The sequence below is a fragment of the Ruminococcus sp. AM42-11 genome (genome assembly GCF_003480145.1).
GTDB lineage: Bacteria > Bacillota > Clostridia > Lachnospirales > Lachnospiraceae > Blautia_A > Blautia_A faecis.
In genome coordinates this window covers 28,246-46,201 of the sequence record NZ_QUIO01000008.1, presented here as the reverse complement: position 1 = coordinate 46,201, position 17,956 = coordinate 28,246, and the positions used below count along the sequence as shown (strand labels likewise).

The window sequence follows — 17,956 nt, the reverse complement described above, 5'->3', positions numbered from 1 at the left end:
CGAAAGAGCGTACATCAAGATACACCATGAGTAAATACGAAAATTGGAGCGAATATAGTTTAGAAAACAGGGAGTGAAATTGTGCAAAATGCTGAAATTCAAACAGGGGAAAATGGAGTAAACATGTAGTTTTTTGTCCTGTGAAAGCAGAAAAAATAAGAAATTGTATGCTTTTTTCAATGAAAAGTCGAAAATAGCACTAGTACACCAAAATACACACTATAAAAACACGAAAATGAAGACCGATTAGTGACCGGTTTCTTAGTGAAACAGCAGAAAACAGGGATTTTTCAGGTGATCATAAATTATTGCTCCTTTAAAATCAGTGTGATATGATGATGAAAATGGGTTTTGGGCTAGTTCTGCCTGCAAAACCACACTGAAAAAAGGAAAACCCAATCTTAAAAAGGAGGCTGTAACATGAAAAAGAATTCAAGGCTGAAATCGTTTTTTGCCATACTTCTGGCGGTATCTATGATATTCCAGCAGTCTAGTCTGACTGTTCTGGCAACGGACGATACCTACGTTGAGGACGCGACGGCAACACCGACTCCGTCTGAAAACGAAGCAGAAACATACGCAACAGAGGGAGCGGAACCGGTTGCTGAGAAACAGGAAGAACCTCAGCAAGTGCAGGAAACTCCTGCTGCGGAACAAGCTCAGGAGCCAACGGAAGCACCAGCCGAGCAGCCAACAGAAACGCCAGCAGAGCAGCCGACGGAAGCACCAGCAGAGCAGCCAACAGAAGCACCTGCAGCAGCTCCGACAGAAGCACCTGCAACAGAGCCCACAGCGGCACCTGCAGAAGTGACGGAAGTTCCTGCAGCACCGGAAGCTACAGCAACACCAGCTGCCGAGGCAACTGCAACACCGACACCGGAAGTCAGCGCGTCCCCAAGTGAGACACCGACTCCGACAGAAACACCGAAGACTTCTTTCAGATATGAAGACAGTCGTGTAGTGATTACAGCAACAGCTCCGGAAGATGCAAACCTTCCACAGGATGCAGAAATCAAAGCTGACTATATTGCACCTGGCACTGATCGCTACAATGCGGCAGTAGCTGCATTCAACAGCCAGCTGAGCAGCCAGTTGGGATTGGACGCTGAGAATACGGAAGCTGAGTACGTACTTTACGATGTATATTTTCTGACCGCCGACGGAAGCCGAATCGAGCCGGAAAGCGGAAATGTAAAAGTAGATATGAGCTTCAAAGAGATTCAGAAAAGCACCGTTGACGGTGACGTCGTAAATAAAGATGTTGTACATCTGGACAATGAAGGTCAGGCAGAGGTTGTAACCGAGTACGTAAACACAAACGCAGACGGAGAGATCACCTCTATGGGTTTTACGCAGGATAGTTTTTCAATTGTGGGTGGCGTGACGACAGTACAAAATGTGGCGGTACAAACTGGAAGTAGTAAATTGTCCGATTTTATAACAGGAATGACAATTAAAGTCGATGGAAAAGAAATTTCATCAAATGATAAAATCAGTCCTTCTGCGAGATATGACTTTACTATTTCATTTGCCGAAACTTCAGAGCTTGTTAATCAGGGAAAACACATTCAGAAAAATATGACTTTTTCTATGCCTAACAATTTGACAAATTGGCCGGAAAGTGGAAAATTATATGCGGATGATAATAAGACTGTTGTTGGAGATTATACTATTAATGATGCGGGAGATGTTTCAGTTGTTTTTACAGATGAGTTTATGCAGCAGGCTGATAAAGGCCTTGTAAAGGGGAATTTCACGTTTTCAGCAGAAATAAAAAATACGGTTACGGACGAAGTAGTAAAAATAACTGTACCAGGAACCACAATTGAAAAAGAGATTCATGTTAATAGAGATGTAAACCTTTATACAGAAAAAAGTGCATCATATGATGAAAAAACTGGAGAAATAACATATACAATTATAACTAAAGCAGAAAATGGAAATGCAACTGACGTTAAAATTATTGATAAGCTGGGAAGTGACTTGGAGCTTGTGAAAGATTCACAAGGAAATGAGTATACACTTACCGTTGATGGCGGAACACCAACGCCGGGAAAGTTTGCTGTAACAGGAAATGGTTATGAAGTAACAGTAGGTGAATTGCTTAAAGATAAAACAGCTACGTTAGTTTATAAGGCAAGATTTAAAGATGGTGTATTAGAGAAGATAAGAAATGGGGAAAGTTATTCTACTAATAATGGCGTAGTTGTAAAAGGTAAAAATGGCAGCAAAGATATCATCAGCAATGAGCCATCAGTTGATATTGGAAATAATTTCAAAAATAATCAGTGGTTTAAGAAGGATAATGCTAAATTAGTTACAGAAGGTGGTAAGACATACTTAGAGTGGTCTTTCGTATACAATGTTGATGGAAAACAACCTGTTAAAGGAAACACGGTAACAGATACTTTACAGGATAACGAGTATACGAAATTTAAGAAGGGAGATGTGATTCATGTTAAACGATCTGATGGTGTTGAGTTTGATATTACTGTACCAGCAGATGGAAATACATGGTCATATACGATCGGAAAAAATTCAGGAGATAATTATACTGACGATAGTTTGATTTACAAATATACTTTTTCATATAAGACTCTGGTTGATGAGGCAAAATTAGATAGTCTTATTGGTTCAGTTAGCGTAAAAAATGATGTTGATGATGGCAACCGTAATCATCCGGGGGCATCTGGCTCAGGTCCATTAACAGGTAAAGTTCCTAATCCCGAAAAGACATTTATTTCTGGAACACAAGATAAAATGAAATGGAGAATTACTATTCATGTTCCAGCTGGCGGTATGAAGTTTTTTATTAAGGATCAAGTAAGACAAGCGTCAGATAATGAGGATGCTGATGGTTGGAACAAATGGGGGTGGATTGATGAATCGTCAATTACTGTTACAGACCCAGGCGGAAAAATTGATAAAACTAAGATAAAATATATACAAGAAAAGGGAGAAAAATGTAATTATTTATTCTTTGGATCAAAGACTTTTTCAGGAAGTGATATAGAGTCCAATAAAGTTAATTCGGAAATTGAAGGAACCGGAGTAGCAAGAGATATTATAATAGAATATGAAACATTTAATAAATATCAGAATGCTGCAGGCAATGATGTATCATATAAACTTGGTGCTTTAGTTAGTAATACTGCTTCTGGTAATGGTTGGGAAAGTACAGCAAAGGGATATATTCCTGGAAATTTGCAGGTGGAAAAGGAAAAAGCAGCTGTTTATAATAATGCAGGAAATGAATGGAAGACTGAAGGAAATAAGGTAAGTTATTGTATTACAATTGACAAAGACAGAATTGGTTTAGGAACAGAAAATGTTATTATAACGGACACACACAGCTCTTCACTTTCATATGTCGCTGGTAGTGCAAAACTTATGTGGGCTCAAAATGTGTATGTGAACTATATTCATGCTAATCGTAACGAAGGCGAGGCTGGTTGGTTGACTGATCCCACTGTAACAGAAAATGGTACGACTATATTAAAACTTGATCTTGGTAAGCTGACACAAAAATATAATGGCCAAAATTGTGTGTACAAGTTGTATTACCAGATGGAAATTGATGAATCATTAATAACTTCTAGTGATGGAAAAGTATTGAGCAATAGTGTAGTAGTAAAAGCAAATGGACAGGAGGCGGCTGGAGACGCTAGTTTCGATTATGTTTATAAAAAACCATTGTTTACCAAAGAGGAAAATTCGAAACCTAGTGCATCAAACGGCTATCAAGCTGGTTTTAAAATTACTGTAAAATATACAGATGATTATAAAAATTCAGATGGTTATTTAGAAATTGATGACAATTGTACAAATCTTAAAATTGATTATAGTACATTTTGTGTAAAACAAGGGGAAGCAACACTTGTAGCTAATACAGATTATAATGTGGTACCAACATCAACTGGAATGAAGATTCTGGTTTAAAACCTGTAGAGGGTGCTACATATGTAATTGAATATAAGGCAACAGTAATTGGAAGTATTGGAAGTAACATTGAATATGGTAATACAGCTTTTATAAATGGAAGGGATGAGTATTACAGCAAAGTTAGTAATAATGTAGAAAAAAAGCAAAATTCAAGTGGAAATGTTGAAGTCAGCAGTCTTAAACTTTTGTTGTACAAATACGATGAAGAAAATGCATCAAGGGGATTAGAGAATGCGGTATTTGAATTGCAGGATTCAAGTGGAAAAGTTTTAAAGCAAGGCATTACAACAAAAGCTAATGGTGAAACTGATACAATTCAATTATCTAAACAGTTAGATAAAACAGTATTTGATTTATATGTGAAATATAAGTTAGTGGAGACTACTGCACCTAGTGGTTATAAAACAGGAAGTCCTATTGAATTTTATTTTACTGACTATAGTAAATCAGCAGATGAGCTAGCAAAAATGGGGCTTCAGGACGCAATTGCTGTTCTCAGTAATTCAACTGTGGTTGGAACAATTGAAATTAGTAATAAGAAAGCTGAAGATGTAGAGGGAAGCGCAGAACTGGAGATTCAGAAGGCAGCAACAGGGAACTGGACAGGGGAAATCCCGAATTACTTCAAATTCAAGCTGGAAGCGCTGACTCCTGGGGCACCAGAACCGTCCAACAAAGAGGCAGCCAATACCGGGTCAAAGGTAACATTTGAAAAGATCACCGGCTATAAGGAAGCAAAGGATTATATCTATAAGATCAGTGAGACGGGAATCACCGGAGAGCATCCGGAATGGACTGTTTCAAGTGACGTGCTTTATGCAAAGGTAAGTGTAAGAAAAGAAGGAAACGAGTATAAGACAAAGGTAAGCTATTACAGTGATGAAAACTGCACGACAGCAGTAGAGACACCAGTGATCACCAATACTTATACAGCACCGACTGAGGGAAGCGCAGAGATTGAGATCCAGAAAGCCGCAACTGCGAGCTGGACAGGGGAAATCCCGAATTACTTCAAATTCAAGCTGGAAGCGCTGACTTCTGGGGCACCAGAACCGTCCAACAAAGAGGCAGCCAATACCGGGTCAAAGGTAACATTTGAAAAGATCACCGGCTATAAGGAAGCAAAGGATTATATCTATAAGATCAGTGAGACGGGAATCACCGGAGAGCATCCGGAATGGACTGTTTCAAGTGACGTGCTTTATGCAAAGGTAAGTGTAAGAAAAGAAGGAAACGAGTATAAGACAAAGGTAGGTTATTACAGTGATGAAAACTGCAAAAATGCATTGCAGACACCAGTAATTATCAATACTTATACGACATCTGGCCAGATCGTCCTTAGCGCAAACAAGACTCTGGATGGTCAGACACTGGAAGCAGAGCAGTTTAGTTTCCAGGCAACAGAAATTGGTGAAGATGGAAATTCAGTAGAAAATGGTTACAATAAGACTGCTAAAAATGCGGAAGACGGTTCCATTGTATTCCCAACCATTAAATATGAGAAAACCGGAACCTATTATTATCAAATTACAGAAATAAATGGTAAGAAACCGGCATACGAGTATGATGGAAGCAAATATGTTGTAACTGTAAATGTAACAGATAATATGGCAGGTAAATTAACAGCAGCAATTATATCAGTCACAAAAGACGGTAAGCTTGTAGAAAATAAGACAGCCACCTTTAATAATACCTACAGTGCATCCGCCGACCTTGAACTGAAAGCCCAGAAGTCCATGAAGGTAGAATCTGAGCAGCTTGGAACCTTCGAATTCGAACTTAGCGGTGACAACATTGAAACACAGACTGTTACAAACAATGAAGCTGGTGCAATCGCATTTGCTCCGATTCATTATAATCTCTCAGATGTTGGCAATACCTATACGTACACGGTAAGAGAGAAAGCTCCATCTACTGAGGTTCAGTATGGAACTGATGGTATTAAATATGTATACGATACCAATGTTTATACTGTAAAAGTCAAAGTAGAAGACAACGGTGACGGAACTCTGAAACTTACTAAGACAGTCAAAATTGGAGAGAAGGATTACACAGATCCGGAAATGAAGTTTGTCAACGATACTACGAAAGCAACGATTACAAAAGTAGATGCTTTTGGAAATCCGCTTTCTGGTGTTGAACTTGAAGTTCGCGACAAGAATAATGAGGTGGTTGATTCCTGGACAACTTCAACTAAGGACAACCCACACGTAATCACCGGCAAACTGATCCTCGGCGAAACCTACAAGTTAGTTGAGAAATCCGCTCCAGCTGGTTATACCCTGGCAGATCCTGTTGAGTTTACTGTAAGTGAGAATGACATCGACAACAAGGTTGAGATGAAGAACACCTACTCCGCATCCGGAAGTCTGAACCTGACAGCTAAGAAGACTCTGACAACCACAGAGACACCACTTGTAGCAGGTCAGTTTACATTCGAACTTCGCGACAAAGATGGCACTGTTCTTCAGACCAAGACCAACGATGCTGACGGAAACGTAACCTTTGACGAAATCAAGTACAGCCTTGTAAAAGACAACACAGATAAGAAAGTAGATGATACCGGCGAATACCAGTACACCGTAAATGAGGTGAAAGGTGACGCAGCAGGTTACACCTACGACGACACCATCTACACCATCAACGCAACCGTAACAGATGCAGGCAACGGTACCTTAACCGTAACCCCAGTCATCCATTCCTCCAAGCAACCTCTGAGGATGCCACTGTAACAGGTATGGAATTTACCAACACCTACACCACATCTGGTCAGATCGCTCTTGGTGCAACCAAGACTCTGGAAGGCCAGACACTGGAGCAGAGCAGTTCAGCTTCCAGGCAACAGAAATGGATGCAGATGGAAAGGCAGTAGAAAATGGTTACAACGAAACTGTGAAGAATGCTGACGGCGGCACCATCACATTCCCAATCATCACATACAAGGAATCCGGAACCCATTATTACCAGATCACCGAAGTAAAAGATGAGAAACCGGCATACCAGTATGATGAAAGCAAATACGTTGTAAAAGTAGACGTAACAGACGACAATGCAGGCAAGTTAACAGCGAAAGTTACTTCTGTCACAAAGAACGGCGAACCTGTAAAGAGTGAAGACCTCACTGGAGCAGTTACCTTCACGAATACCTACAGCGCTTCCGCTGACCTTGAACTGAAAGCCCAGAAGTCCATGAAGGTAGAAGCTGAGCAGCTTGGAACTTTCGAATTCGAACTGAAAGATGCAGATGGCAAGGTAATTGAGACAGTCAAGAACGACGAAAAAGGTGCGATCAGCTTCAGCAAGCTTTCCTATACAGAGAAAGATGCTGGCAAGACCTTTACCTACACCGTAAACGAAAAGCTCCCATCAGAGGCAGACACCTACGTATACGACAAAACTGTTTATACAGTAACTGTAAATGTAGAAGACAACCGTGACGGAACTCTGAAGCTTACCACCAAGGTAAATGGAGAAGATTACACCGAGACAGCCATGAAATTTGTCAACGATACTACCAAGGTTACCATTTCCAAGGTAGACGACACCACCCTGAAAGCTCTTGCAGGAGCAAAACTTCAGGTAGTAGATGACCAGGATAAGGTTGTGGAAGAGTGGACCTCAGATGGTACACCACATGTGATCACAGCGAAACTTGTTCTTGGAAAGACCTACAAACTGGTTGAGGCAGAAGCACCATCAGGATATGAGATCGCAGAGCCGATCACCTTCACTGTTGATGCAGATGACACCAAAAATGCAGTTGAGATGAAGGATGCCATGACAAAGAGCAAGACCGCTGCAATTGAGATCACCAAGGAACTGAAGCTGAACGATGCACTTGCAGGCGCTAAGGATATGACCTTCTACGCAGCACTTTTCGCAGATGCAGAATGCACAATTCCTGCTTCTGATGTAAAAGCACTTGAGTTTAAGAATGCATCTTCTTCCACAGTTACCTTTACCAATCTGGATCTTGGAAGAACCTACTATGTAAGTGAGACAGATGTAACCGGAAAAGCAATTGATTCAGGCATGACGCCGGATGAAAAGGTTTATGTACCGGTTTATCCACAGGGACAGGCAATCACCGTAACTGAGGATGGCGCAAAGAGCAGCATCACATTTGAGAACCAGTTCAGCGAATGGCCGGATGGATTCTACAAGATCGCGACTCTGAATGTAACCAAGAAGCTTCTTGGTGCAGATGGAAATGCCCTGGAAAGTGATGAGATTTTCTATGCAGGTATCTTTGATGACAAAGAGTGCACAACTCTTTCCACAAGAACAGAGAAGAACATCCTGACACTTGATCTTGCAGGAGGCTCCACAGTATCTGAGAGTACACAGGCAGTTGTAATACCGGATGAATCCTTTACGCTCTATGTTGCAGAGACAGATGCAGAAGGAAATCTGGTAGATGGTACAGACGGATTCAGATACGCAGTAACTGTTGAAAATGGAAATGTACTGTTTGATGAAAATAATCTCAATGCAGAGGTAACCATCATCAACCAGGAACAGCCGGAAGCAACACCTACTGTAACTCCTGAGGAGACAATAACTCCTACACCAACCCCAGGCACCTCCACAGGTGTTAAGACAGGTGATGACACACCAATCGGCTTCTATATGGCATTGCTCTTTGTTGCAGCTCTCGCAATCGAAGAAACAACCAGAAGACGCCGCAAAAAAGAACAGGATTAACGAATCACAATTAAATAATCAGAACCGCCCCTGCAGGAAGAATCCTACCAGATTCGCCCGCAGGGGCGGTTCTTTTTAAAAGAATTTTGTTGTAGTAAGATACTTTTTTGTGTGTTATACTAATGCAAGAAGTTGAAGAGGCTAGAGCGTGTTTGAAAAAGGCTTTCTGCAAGATGTGCGTCACAGTTTGTGGGAGATTTCGCTCGGATGAGGGCGCCGTAGCGGGCTACGGCAACCGATTCGGGTGAAATCTCCCGCAAAGTGGGGGCGTGCAGATTGCGGGAATGGTTTTTCAAACACGCTCTAAGAGATCGCCTATTGTAACTGATGAAGATGCTCCAGAATTATCAGCTGCATTGTATAAAGCTTTTAAGTGCAGTGTAATTCGGCATAATCGAAGAAATGAATTAAATACATCCCAATATCGGCTGTTTAAACAAACTGATTGGGCACTATTTGGAGGAAAAGATGAAGAAAGAAAATATTCCTGCATATGAGATTGTGAAGCAAGAGAATCTGACCGATATCCATTCTGTCGGCTATCTGCTCCGCCACAAAAAAACAGGAGCCAGACTGGTCCTGGTTGAGAATGATGATGAGAATAAGGTATTTTCCATTGCCTTTCGTACTACACCGAAGAACAGTACCGGTGTTCCCCACATTCTGGAACACAGCGTTTTGTGCGGGTCCCGTGAATTTCCGCTGAAGGATCCTTCGTAGAGCTGGTAAAAGGCTCACTGAATACCTTCCTGAATGCCATGACCTACCCGGATAAGACCTGTTATCCGGTAGCCAGCTGTAATGACCAGGATTTCCAGAATCTGATGCACGTTTATTTGGATGCGGTTTTTTACCCGAACATTTATCAGAAGGAGGAGATCTTCCGTCAGGAAGGATGGAACTACCATCTGGAGCAGAAGGAAGGTCCTCTTACCTATAATGGTGTTGTATATAATGAGATGAAGGGGGCATTTTCTTCTCCTGACGAGGTGCTGGACAGAGAGATCATGAATAATCTTTTCCCGGATAATACCTATGGCGTGGAATCCGGCGGTAATCCTGAGAATATTCCGGAGCTTTCTTATGAGGAGTTCCTGGATTTCCACCGCACCTATTATCATCCCTCTAACAGCTATATTTACCTCTATGGAAATATGGATATGGAGGAGAAGCTTCGTTTTATTGATGAGAAATATCTGTCTGCCTTTGATGCGCTGGATGTGGATTCTGCGATTAAAGAGCAGGCTGCCTTTTCCCAGGTGAAGGAGCTGCAGATCGAGTATCCGGTTTCTGAAAGTGAAGAGGAAGAGGACAATACGTATCTTTCTTATAATATGGTTGTGGGAAATGCCATGGACAGTACTCTTGGCGTGGCTTTTGATGTGCTGGATTATGCGCTTCTCAGCGCACCCGGAGCACCACTGAAGCAGGCTCTTCTGGATGCCGGCATCGGTAAGGACATTTATGGCGATTATAGTGACGGTGTTCTGCAGCCGTTCTTCTCTATTGTGGCGAAAGGTGCGAAGACATCCCAGAAGGAGAAATTTGTTTCTGTTATCCGTAATTGCCTTCAGGATATTGTGCGAAATGGAATTGACAAAAAGGCTATTCTTGCGGGTATTAATTATATGGAGTTCCGCTATCGGGAGGCCGATTTCGGACAGTTCCCCAAGGGGCTGATGTATGGACTGGATATTATGGGAAGCTGGCTCTATGATGATGAGAATGCTTTTTCCCAGGTACAGCTTTTGTCTATTTATGACAGATTAAAGGAGGCTGTAAATGAGGGCTATTTCGAGAAACTGATCCAGAAATGGCTTCTTGATAATACACATGGTCTGATCCTTACACTTGTGCCGAAGCGTGGGCTTGCCGCTCAGCGAGAGAAGGAACTGGCGGACAAGCTGGAGGCTTACAGAAGCAGTCTTTCCGATGGGCAGCTGGAGGAAATGGTCGAGAAGACCAAAGCTCTTGAAGCTTACCAGGAATCAGAGGAGAGACCGGAGAATCTTCAGTGTATTCCTATGCTGAAACGCTCTGATATCCGTAAAGAGGTTAACGGTTTTTCCAATGAAGAGCTTCAGGTAGATAACAGTCTGTTCCTGTATCAGGATGTGTGCACCAACGGAATCGGTTATGTGAACGTTATGTTTGAAATCAAGGATATGGCCGTAGAGAAAGTCCGTTATCTGGGACTTTTGAAATCTGTTCTTGGTTATGTGGATACAGAGAATTACACATACGGTCAGCTGTTTAACGAGACTAATGCCAGAACAGGCGGTATTCAGTGTGGTGTGGATGTTTTTGATAAGGCAGATGATCCGGAAGCATTCCGAACTATGTTTACCATTCGCGGAAAGGCACTTTATCCCCAGATGGATTTCCTGTTCCAGATGATGGAAGAGATTCTGAATACTTCTAAGATCACAGATACCAAGCGTCTCTATGAAATTATTGCAGAGATCAAGTCCAGAGGACAGGCTTCCCTGATAGGCTCAGGACATCAGACAGCAGTGCTTCGCGGCGCTTCCTATGGTTCTCCGATGGCAAGATTCCAGGATGAGATGGCTGGTGTTGGCTATTATAAATTTATAGAGGATCTGGAGAAGAATTTCCAGGACAAAAAGGCTGAAATCGTGGCAGGACTCGAGAATGCCATGGCGGAGATCATCCGCCAGGATTCCTTCATGGTAAGCTACACAGGTGAAAGAGAGTCCGTGGAACAGCTGAAGGCTTTAAGCAGCTCTCTGAAGAAGAGCCTGAATGAGAGCAGCTGTCAGGTTCCGGAGGTTGCCATTACCTGCGAGAAAAAGAACGAGGGCTTCAAGACCTCAGGACAGGTTCAGTATGTGGCAAGAACAGGTAACTTTGTGAAAAAGGGCTTCACATACACAGGAGCGCTGGAAATCCTTAAGGTAGCTTTAAGCTACGATTATCTGTGGATCAATCTCCGTGTAAAAGGCGGCGCATATGGCTGTATGAGCGGCTTTAAGAGAAGCGGCGAGAGCTTCTTTGTATCCTACAGGGATCCTCATCTTAGCCGTACACTTAAGGTATATGAGGGCGTGCCGGAATATGTGCGCACCTTCGCAGCGGATGAACGTGAGATGACCAAATATATCATCGGAACCATCAGTGGAAAGGATGTTCCAAGAACTCCACAGACACAGGGTGCACTTGGCAGAATGGCTTATTTCCGCGGTCTCACTGTGGAAATGCTGCAGAAGGAGCGTGACCAGATCCTGGATGCGACTGTGGAGGATATCCATGCACTTGCTCCTCTGATCGAGGCAGTTCTTTCTGATGACCAGCTTTGTGTAGTTGGAAGTGAGAGTGCCATCGAGAAGGCGAAGGATGTATTTATGGAGACAAAGCCGCTGGTAAGCTGCTGATAATATAGAACTGATTAAGAAAGAAGAGGAAATATTTTAATGACACCAGATTTTAAATCCGGATTTGTTGCAATTATTGGCCGTCCGAATGTTGGGAAATCTACCCTAATGAACCATCTGATCGGCCAGAAGATCGCGATCACATCCAAGAAGCCCCAGACCACCAGAAACCGCATCCAGACGGTCTATACCTGTGAGAAGGGACAGATCGTTTTCCTGGATACGCCTGGTATCCATAAGGCGAAGAATAAGCTTGGAGAGTATATGGTAGCCGTTGCAGAGCGTACCCTGAAAGAGGTGGACGCAATTATGTGGCTGGTTGAGCCGTCTACCTTTATCGGAGCCGGTGAGCGCCACATTGCAGAGCAGCTCCAGGGCGTTGGCGTGCCGGTCATTTTGATCATTAATAAGATCGATACAGTGAAAAAAGAGGAAATCCTTCCGGCAATCGATACGTACCGCAAGATCTGTGATTTTGCCGAGATTATCCCTTGCTCTGCACTCCGCGGACAGAATACAGAGGATATTATTGACAGTATTTTGAAATATCTTCCTTATGGACCCATGTTCTATGATGAGGATACTGTAACGGACCAGCCTCAGCGCCAGATCGTGGCAGAGGTGATCCGTGAGAAGGCGCTTCACGCACTGGATGCGGAAATCCCACATGGAATCGCAGTGGCAATTGACAAAATGAAGGAGCGTCCTGGCAAAAATCCTATGGTTGATATTGAGGCGACCATTATTTGCGAGAGGGATTCCCACAAGGGCATTATCATTGGAAAAGGCGGCGCCATGCTGAAGAAGATCGGCAGCAACGCCAGATTTGAGCTGGAACGTATGCTGGACTCCAAGGTAAACCTAAAGCTTTGGGTAAAGGTGAAAAAAGACTGGCGTGACAGTGACTTTATGATCAAAAACTTTGGATATGATAAGAAGGAAATCTGAAAATGAGTGATCTGATCACGGTACAGGGAATTGTACTTTCTGCGCAGCCTGTGGGAGAGTATGACAAGCGGATTGTGCTTCTTACCAGGGAGCGGGGAAAGATTTCCGCTTTCGCCAAAGGCGCCAGACGGCAGAACAGCCCGTTCATGGCAGCTGTCAATCCTTTTGTGTTCGGGAATTTCACCCTATATGAAGGGCGCAGCAGCTACAATCTGAACCAGGTGACCGTGACCCATCATTTTGTGGAGCTGGCCGCCAGACAGCCGGGAGTTTATTATGGCTATTACTTTCTGGAGCTGGCAGATTATTTCGGAAGAGAGGGCACAGATGAGAAGAATATGATGAATCTTCTTTATCTCACTGTGAAGGCTCTCCTGAATCCGGAAATCGATGACCGGCTGGTAAGGTGCATTTTTGAACTGCGAACTATGACAGAGCAGGGGCTGATGCCGGAGCTTTTCCGGTGTGTGAACTGTGGGGAGGAGATCGCCGGAAAAGAGAATCTGTTCTTTTCCCAGGAGGCACATGGAATCCTGGATGGGGACTGCCTGAAGAAGGCAAGCCCCGGAGAAGCCAGAACCGCCCGCCGGATTTCCCCGGCAGCACTTTATACCATGCAGTACATTGTAAGCTCGCCCATGACGAAGCTGTATAGCTTTACAGTGACCGATGAGGTGCTGTGGGAGCTGGAACGGCATATTCAGCCTTATGTGGCAGGGAATACGGATAAGAAATTTAAGAGTTTGCAGATATTAGAAGTTATGATGTAAGTGGATTGGATGTTGCACATAACAGGAAAGTTGATTAACGTGCTTTGCTCTATACTTCGATAGCAGCACATGATTTGCTGCTTAAAAGTGCGGAAATTGTGTTTTTGCGGCAGAATGTACGGAATTGAGTACGCGGTATAACTTTACAAAAAGAAAAGTTGCGAGTATAATATTAGAAAATCATCTATCAAACAATGAGGAGAGATATCATGGAAAAAACAATGGACAAGATTATTGCTCTGGCAAAAGCAAGAGGATTTGTTTACCCGGGTTCTGAGATCTATGGAGGTCTTGCGAATACATGGGATTACGGCAACCTTGGTGTAGAGCTTAAGAATAACGTAAAGCGCGCATGGTGGCAGAAATTCATTCAGGAGTCTCCGTACAACGTAGGTGTTGACTGTGCCATCCTGATGAACCCGCAGACCTGGATCGCATCCGGACATCTGGGAAGCTTCTCTGATCCGCTTATGGATTGTAAAGAGTGCCATGAGCGTTTCCGCGCAGACAAGATCATCGAGGACTACAGCCAGGAGCACGGCATTGAGCTTGAGAGCTCTGTAGACGGATGGTCTCAGGAAGAGATGAAGAATTTCATCGAAGAGCATAATGTTCCATGTCCTTCCTGCGGCAAACACAATTTCACAGACATCCGTCAGTTCAACCTGATGTTCAAGACCTTCCAGGGCGTAACTGAGGATGCTAAGAATACTGTATATTTAAGACCTGAGACAGCACAGGGTATTTTTGTAAACTTCAAGAATGTACAGAGAACATCCCGTAAGAAGATTCCATTTGGTATCGGTCAGATCGGTAAATCCTTCCGTAACGAGATCACACCTGGTAACTTCACATTCCGTACCCGTGAGTTCGAGCAGATGGAGCTTGAGTTCTTCTGCGAGCCGGACACAGACCTTGAATGGTTTGCATACTGGAAGAGCTTCTGCCTGAACTGGCTGCATTCTCTTGGACTGAAGGATGAGGAAGTACGCTACCGTGACCATGACAAGGAGGAGCTGAGCTTCTACAGCAAGGCTACTACAGACGTTGAGTTCCTTTTCCCGTTTGGATGGGGCGAGCTTTGGGGAATCGCAGACAGAACAGACTACGATCTTACCCAGCACCAGAATGTATCCGGACAGGATCTTACTTATTTCGATGATGAGAAGAAGCAGAAATATATCCCATATGTAATCGAGCCGTCACTTGGTGCTGACCGTGTGGTTCTTGCATTCCTTTGCAGTGCATATGATGAGGAGGTTCTGGATGCAGAGAAGAACGATGTTCGTACAGTCCTTCACTTCCATCCGGCACTTGCACCGGTTAAGATTGGTGTGCTTCCGCTTTCCAAGAAGCTGAACGAGGGCGCTGAGAAAATCTACGCTCAGTTATCCAAGAAATACAACTGCGAATTTGATGATCGCGGAAATATCGGTAAACGTTACAGAAGACAGGACGAGATCGGTACTCCGTTCTGCGTAACCTACGATTTCGATTCCGAAACTGACGGAATGGTAACTGTCCGTGACCGTGATTCCATGGAGCAGGTTCGTATTAAGATTGACGAGCTGGATGCTTACTTCGCAGATAAATTTACATTCTGATTTTATGTGACAGGCAGTTCAGAATCCTCATATAACAGGAATCTGAAAAATGCCGCAGCAGCATGTGGGAACCGTTTAGAATGTATATAAAGTAATAAAAGGGCTGACTTTCTGAAATCAGATGGTTGGTCCTTTTGCTGTCCGTATTTGCCAGGAACAGCAGTTATTGGAGTTACGAGGAAATGAAAAAAAGACGTTGGACGTGTATTGATATTTTGAAATGCCTGGCTGCTATTGCAGTGGTTGAGATCCACAAGCCTCTGGAAATACAGGGGGGAGGTGAATTTCTGATCCTGTGCCGCTTTGCAGTGCCTGTGTTTTTTATGATCACCGGATTCTTTTACCCGGAAACAGTGGCGAAGAAACGGGAACTGAAGCAGTTTGGCAAAATCTTCACCATTACCATTGGCGCAAATCTGTTTTACCTGCTATGGGAAATCCTTCTGGCAGTTGAGAAAAGAGAAAATATAAAAGAAGCATTGCTTGCAAGGTTTGAGGAAAGAGTTCCGGAGGATTTTATTTTGTGGAATTTTTCCCCGCTTTCGCCGCACCTGTGGTATCTGCAGGCACTTCTCTATGTGCTTGTAATTGCTTTTATTGTAGAACATCTGGGACTGAGAAAGCTGGCTTATCTGGCGATTCCGGTGCTGTTGGCAGGAAGTCTCATAAAGGGAAGCTATTCCTTGTTTTTTGTGGGAAAAGAAGACTGTCACATTTATTATGCAAGGAACTTCCTGTACTGCGGACTTCCCTTTTTCTGGCTGGGCTGCTGGTTTGGATCCAGAAAGGAGGCTCTTCTTAGCTTTCTGGACAGGAAGAAAATGGGACTTTTGCTGTGTGGACTTCCTGTTTTCTGGAATATGGCTGTTATGGAGCAGAAGTGGCTGGAAAAGCGAAATGCCCTGGGAACGCAGGAAGAGTACGCCGGAACCATTTTTCTGGCAATCTGTATCTTTCTTCTTTTTGTTGGCTGGCAGAATTTTTATGTGGAGAACTCGCTTACCAGAGCATTGGCAAAAGTGGGAAAAGACTATTCCATGCTTATCTATGTTCTTCACTACGCGGTTCTGCAGGCCTTGTCCAGATGCTTTAAAGGCAGAAGGAGCCTGCTTGCAATGGGATACCAGCAGTATGGGATGATGTTTGTATTTGCTGTCACTGTGGTGATGGTGGCAGTTTACGTTAATGCTAGAGCCTGTTTGAAAAATCATTCCCGCAAATTGTGACGCACATTTTGCAGAAAGCCTTTTTCAGACACGATCTGGGAAAAGACTGAGGATGTCTTCTGAGCCTGAAAATTGAGTGAATAAAATATCGGTACACTTCCAGAAGAGCGGAAGGTGTACCGATATTTTTTTGCTCTGCTTAGAGCCTGTTTGAAAAATCATTCCCACAAATTGTGACGAACATCTTGCAGAAAATCCCTTTCAAACATGTTTTAGAATATCTCAATAGTATATGCCGTCTCAAACATTTCATCCATTTTCAGATGATTGATAAATGGCTTCTCCGACAGATCTCCGGTGAATCCGCAGTCATCGCAGCGTCCCATCCATGGCTCAAGGCAGACAAATGGGGCATCCTGGGAAGCAGACCAGATTCCGAAATTGGGGAATCCCACACAGCGCAGCTCCAGATAAGGAGTGCCGTCTGGCAGCTGGATGCCGGCTCTTGTGATCTGATTGTCAAATACCAGTGCGTCGTGGTCAAACATGTGATCCTCAATCTGGCAGGTGCCATTTTCCAGCTTCAGAGTGGCCTTTTCTTCAGCCTTGGCCGTGCCGCTCTCTGGGTCAAGAAGAAGGTATGTAAGGCTTTCCTGTCCGTCGAAGGTAAGACGGTAATCACTTCTCTTGGTATCCGGCAGAACAGGTACACGAAATGCCGGATGTCCGCCGATGGCGAAATACATATCCCCATCACTATTATTAGCTACCTTCCAGCTGACTGTAAGGGTGCGTCCCTTCAGAATATGACGGATGCGGAGCACAAAATCAAAAGGATAAACCTCTTTGGTCTCTTCTGTAGAACGAATCTGGTGGGTTACGGAATCCAGTGTGGAATCAATACATGTGAAATCTGTGTCACGGGCAAAGCCATGCTGCTTGGAAGCATATTCCTTATCACCGATCCGGTAATGATTTCCATAATGCTTTCCTACATTTGGAAAAAGAACCGGCGCGTGACGTCCCCAGAACCTGGGATCTCCCTGCCAGATCACCTCTCGGTCTTTCTCTTTGTCATAAATGCTGACCAGCTCAGCCCCATGGTCGTCAATGGTCACTTTCAGAAAGTCATTTTCCAAAACTCTTTTCATGATGTAAAACCTCCATGTGTGATGTTGTATGTGGAGCGCGAATTCTGTCTGCTGCACTCCACAGAGCGCGTTTTCTCCATTATATCACTATATCTGTAAATTTCACTATCAAAAAATTGTATTATTTGTCCAAAATATAAATAATTCATATAAAAATGACATAAAAACATAATTAAATATACAAAACGTACAATATCATATTGACTTTGTTATACGCCTTTGGTAAACTATACAATTATAGGGTGAATGGCATAGAAATTTTCGACACCCACATCCATT

The 17,956-nt window shown here is 43.4% G+C and carries 12 protein-coding genes; 10 read left to right on the top strand and 2 right to left on the bottom strand.

The window, feature by feature from the left end; all coding sequences use genetic code 11:
* Window positions 1–420: 420 nt before the first annotated feature.
* The 4 genes from DW904_RS06625 (at window position 421) to DW904_RS06615 (ending at window position 8,646) form a co-directional block, all read left to right on the top strand.
* A complete protein-coding gene (locus DW904_RS06625; RefSeq protein ID WP_118578654.1) occupies window positions 421–3,939 on the top strand; it encodes a hypothetical protein in 3,519 nt (1,172 codons plus the stop codon).
* 188 nt (window positions 3,940–4,127) lie between these two features.
* A complete protein-coding gene (locus tag DW904_RS06620) occupies window positions 4,128–6,674 on the top strand; it encodes an FctA domain-containing protein (protein WP_118578652.1) in 2,547 nt (848 codons plus the stop codon).
* A 5-nt stretch (window positions 6,675–6,679) separates the two neighbouring features.
* Window positions 6,680–6,814: a hypothetical protein gene (locus DW904_RS24495; protein WP_279254384.1), complete on the top strand. Its 135-nt coding sequence runs from the start codon at window positions 6,680–6,682 to the stop codon at window positions 6,812–6,814.
* Entirely contained in the window at window positions 6,790–8,646 is a 1,857-nt protein-coding gene (locus DW904_RS06615; protein WP_118578650.1) for an FctA domain-containing protein, read from the top strand. The genes DW904_RS24495 and DW904_RS06615 overlap by 25 nt, the downstream gene beginning before the upstream one ends.
* A 119-nt stretch (window positions 8,647–8,765) precedes the next feature.
* Here DW904_RS06615 and DW904_RS25100 read toward each other — a convergent pair whose 3' ends face one another.
* Window positions 8,766–8,906, bottom strand: a complete 141-nt coding sequence (locus DW904_RS25100; protein WP_347562044.1) for a DUF6783 domain-containing protein — start codon at window positions 8,904–8,906, stop codon at window positions 8,766–8,768.
* 208 nt (window positions 8,907–9,114) lie between these two features.
* On the opposite strand from DW904_RS25100, the gene DW904_RS25095 reads away from it, so the two are divergent.
* The 6 genes from DW904_RS25095 (at window position 9,115) to DW904_RS06590 (ending at window position 16,586) form a co-directional block, all read left to right on the top strand.
* On the top strand, window positions 9,115–9,366 hold the full coding sequence (locus DW904_RS25095) for a hypothetical protein (RefSeq protein WP_347562041.1): 252 nt from the start codon (window positions 9,115–9,117) through the stop codon (window positions 9,364–9,366).
* 38 nt (window positions 9,367–9,404) lie between these two features.
* Window positions 9,405–12,038, top strand: a complete 2,634-nt coding sequence (locus DW904_RS06610) for an insulinase family protein (RefSeq protein ID WP_347562040.1) — start codon at window positions 9,405–9,407, stop codon at window positions 12,036–12,038.
* Window positions 12,039–12,077: 39 nt separating this feature from the next.
* Window positions 12,078–12,986: a GTPase Era gene (gene era, locus DW904_RS06605; RefSeq protein WP_118578648.1), complete on the top strand. Its 909-nt coding sequence runs from the start codon at window positions 12,078–12,080 to the stop codon at window positions 12,984–12,986.
* A gap of 2 nt (window positions 12,987–12,988) precedes the next feature.
* The gene (gene recO, locus DW904_RS06600; RefSeq protein WP_118578646.1) at window positions 12,989–13,756 is read left to right on the top strand and encodes a DNA repair protein RecO; all 768 of its coding nucleotides are present in this window, start codon (window positions 12,989–12,991) and stop codon (window positions 13,754–13,756) included.
* A gap of 209 nt (window positions 13,757–13,965) precedes the next feature.
* The gene (locus tag DW904_RS06595) at window positions 13,966–15,360 is read left to right on the top strand and encodes a glycine--tRNA ligase (protein ID WP_118578644.1); all 1,395 of its coding nucleotides are present in this window, start codon (window positions 13,966–13,968) and stop codon (window positions 15,358–15,360) included.
* Between the two features lie 182 nt (window positions 15,361–15,542).
* On the top strand, window positions 15,543–16,586 hold the full coding sequence (locus tag DW904_RS06590; RefSeq protein ID WP_118578642.1) for an acyltransferase: 1,044 nt from the start codon (window positions 15,543–15,545) through the stop codon (window positions 16,584–16,586).
* Between the two features lie 212 nt (window positions 16,587–16,798).
* On the opposite strand, the gene DW904_RS06585 is transcribed toward DW904_RS06590, so the two are convergent.
* Window positions 16,799–17,677: an aldose 1-epimerase family protein gene (locus DW904_RS06585; RefSeq protein WP_118578640.1), complete on the bottom strand. Its 879-nt coding sequence runs from the start codon at window positions 17,675–17,677 to the stop codon at window positions 16,799–16,801.
* Window positions 17,678–17,956 lie beyond the last annotated feature (279 nt).

Excerpts from the sequence above, each read along its gene's own strand:
- DW904_RS06625 (WP_118578654.1), top strand. The coding sequence starts at position 421 with ATGAAAAAGAATTCAAGGCTGAAATCGTTTTTTGCCATACTTCTGGCG.
- DW904_RS24495 (WP_279254384.1), top strand. The coding sequence starts at position 6,680 with ATGGAATTTACCAACACCTACACCACATCTGGTCAGATCGCTCTTGGT.
- DW904_RS06615 (WP_118578650.1), top strand. The coding sequence starts at position 6,790 with ATGGATGCAGATGGAAAGGCAGTAGAAAATGGTTACAACGAAACTGTG.
- DW904_RS25095 (WP_347562041.1), top strand. The coding sequence starts at position 9,115 with ATGAAGAAAGAAAATATTCCTGCATATGAGATTGTGAAGCAAGAGAAT.
- DW904_RS06610 (WP_347562040.1), top strand. The coding sequence starts at position 9,405 with ATGACCTACCCGGATAAGACCTGTTATCCGGTAGCCAGCTGTAATGAC.
- era (WP_118578648.1), top strand. The coding sequence starts at position 12,078 with ATGACACCAGATTTTAAATCCGGATTTGTTGCAATTATTGGCCGTCCG.
- recO (WP_118578646.1), top strand. The coding sequence starts at position 12,989 with ATGAGTGATCTGATCACGGTACAGGGAATTGTACTTTCTGCGCAGCCT.
- DW904_RS06595 (WP_118578644.1), top strand. The coding sequence starts at position 13,966 with ATGGAAAAAACAATGGACAAGATTATTGCTCTGGCAAAAGCAAGAGGA.
- DW904_RS06590 (WP_118578642.1), top strand. The coding sequence starts at position 15,543 with ATGAAAAAAAGACGTTGGACGTGTATTGATATTTTGAAATGCCTGGCT.
- DW904_RS06585 (WP_118578640.1), bottom strand. The coding sequence starts at position 17,677 with ATGAAAAGAGTTTTGGAAAATGACTTTCTGAAAGTGACCATTGACGAC.